This is a genomic window from Dietzia sp. B44 (genome assembly GCF_014145245.1).
GTDB classification, from domain to species: domain Bacteria; phylum Actinomycetota; class Actinomycetes; order Mycobacteriales; family Mycobacteriaceae; genus Dietzia; species Dietzia natronolimnaea.
This window is the reverse complement of record NZ_JAALEF010000304.1, coordinates 1-2,081: the sequence shown is the minus strand read 5'-3', so window position 1 is coordinate 2,081 and position 2,081 is coordinate 1. Positions and strand designations below refer to the sequence as shown.

Genomic DNA, 2,081 nt, shown 5'->3' with positions numbered 1-2,081 from the left:
CCCGCTCCCGCTCGAGCCGACCGTGCGCCTCGACGGCGGGACGATCACGGGCACCGTCACCGCGGTCCGCTACGCGGCCCAGGCCCGGTCCGTCCTGGTGCCGGTGTCCACGGCCGGGGGAGCCCCCGTCCTCGTCGTCGCCCCCGACGCCCCCGGGGTCACCCTGACCCCGACCCTCGGGTCGCTCGGCGTGCCGGAGTACGCGATGCGGTTCGACGCGACGCCGGTCGACGACGACGACGTGATCCGCGGCCCGGGGGACGGATCGGTCCTCGACGAGTTCCGACGGCTCGTCCTGTCGGCGTGCATCGCCCACGGTGACGGCCTGGTCTCCGGCGCGTTGGACATGACCGCCGACTACCTCAAGCAGCGTGTGCAGTTCGGTAAGCCGCTCGGCTCGTTCCAGGCGGTCCAGCAGGAGCTGGCCGACGTGTACATCATCTCGCGCACGCTGCACGTGATCTCCCAGTCGGTGACCTGGCGGGTCTCGGAGGGGCTCACCGGCCCGGCCGACCGGTACGCCACCGACCCGACGATCGGTGCCTACTGGCTGGCCACCGAGGGACCGCGTGCGGTGCAGATCCTGCACCACCTGCACGGCGGGGTCGGGGTGGACATCACCTACCCCATGTTCCGGTACTCCTCGGCCGTCAAGGATCTGGCCCGCTTCGTCGGCGGCGCGCAGCTGCACCTGGACGACCTCGCGTCGGCGGTGGCGTCCGACCCCGTCGAGCACGTGGCGCCCGCCTCCACCGACGCCGACGCCGGTGCGGCGCCGGAGGGCACCTTCATCGACCTCACCGGAGAGCAGCGGGCGCTGCAGGCCGAGCTCCGCGAGTACTTCTCCACGCTCATCTCGCCCGAGGAGGCGGCGGACATCGCCACCACCCGCCACGGGGACACCTACGCGGAGATCATCACCCGCATGGGCCGGGACGGGTGGCTGGGCGTGGGGTGGCCCACCGAGTTCGGAGGCAAGGGATTCGGCCACATCGAACAGCTGATCTTCACCAACGAGGCCACCCGCGCCGACGTCCCGCTGCCCTCGGTCACACTGCAGACCGTCGGGCCGACCCTGCAGAAGTACGGCTCCGAGCTGCAGAAGGAGAAGTTTCTGCCCGGGATCCTCGACGGCTCGATCCACTTCGCGATCGGCTACTCCGAGCCCGACGCGGGCACCGACCTCGCCGCGCTGCGGACCACCGCCAGGCGGGACGAGGCCACGGGTGACTGGATCATCAACGGGCAGAAGATGTGGACCACCGGCGGCCACCACGCCGACTACATCTGGCTGGCCGCGCGGACCGGTACCCCGGACTCCCGACATCGCGGGCTCACCATCTTCATCGTCGACACCTCCGATCCGGGGTTCTCGTTCACCCCGATCATCACCTGCGACGGCGCCCACCACGTCAACGCCACCTACTACTCGGACGTGCGCGTCCCGGCGGACATGGTGGTGGGCGAGGTCGACGGCGGGTGGAAAATGCTCACCACCCAGCTCAACCACGAGCGCGTGATGCTGGCCCCGTCCGGTCGACCGGGCGGGTACTACGACGAGCTGGTCGGCTGGGCCCGGGGCACCGGTGCCGACGGTGTCCGTCACCTGGACCGGCCCGAGGTGCGGCGCGGGCTCGCCGAGATCTTCGCGTTCGTCCGGCTCAACGAACTGCTCAACTGGCAGGTCTCCTCGGCCGGGGAGAACCCGTCGATGGGTGACTCGGCGGCGTCCAAGGTGTTCTCCACCGAGAAGATCCAGCACGTCGGCCGGATCATCGAGGAGCTGCTCGGTCGCTTCGGCGACCCCACCGATCCCGACACCGCCAGACTCCAGCGGTGGTTCGACATGATGAACAAGCGCAACGTCGTGATCACCTTCGGGGGCGGGGTCAACGAGGTCATGCGCGAACTGACCTGCATGGGCGGCCTCGGCATGCCCCGCACCGCCCGCTGACCCGACCCCCTGTCAGCACGCCCACGACCGAACGAGAAGGCACTCATGAGTGACGAGCAGGCCGCCCGCATCCTGGCCGCCGCCGAGGAGGTCCGCGCCTCCGGCGGCAGCGCGCGCCGCGCGGGCC

1 protein-coding gene and 1 pseudogene are annotated in these 2,081 nt (G+C 70.8%); both read left to right on the top strand.

Annotated elements, in window-relative coordinates; genetic code table 11:
- Window positions 1-205: 205 nt before the first annotated feature.
- A pseudogene (locus G6017_RS17345) lies at window positions 206-649 on the top strand (acyl-CoA dehydrogenase family protein); the annotation flags it as partial.
- Window positions 650-736: 87 nt separating this feature from the next.
- Window positions 737-1,954, top strand: coding sequence for an acyl-CoA dehydrogenase family protein (locus G6017_RS17340; RefSeq protein WP_347237988.1), 1,218 nt, complete (start codon window positions 737-739; stop codon window positions 1,952-1,954).
- The last annotated feature ends 127 nt before the right edge of the window (window positions 1,955-2,081 follow it).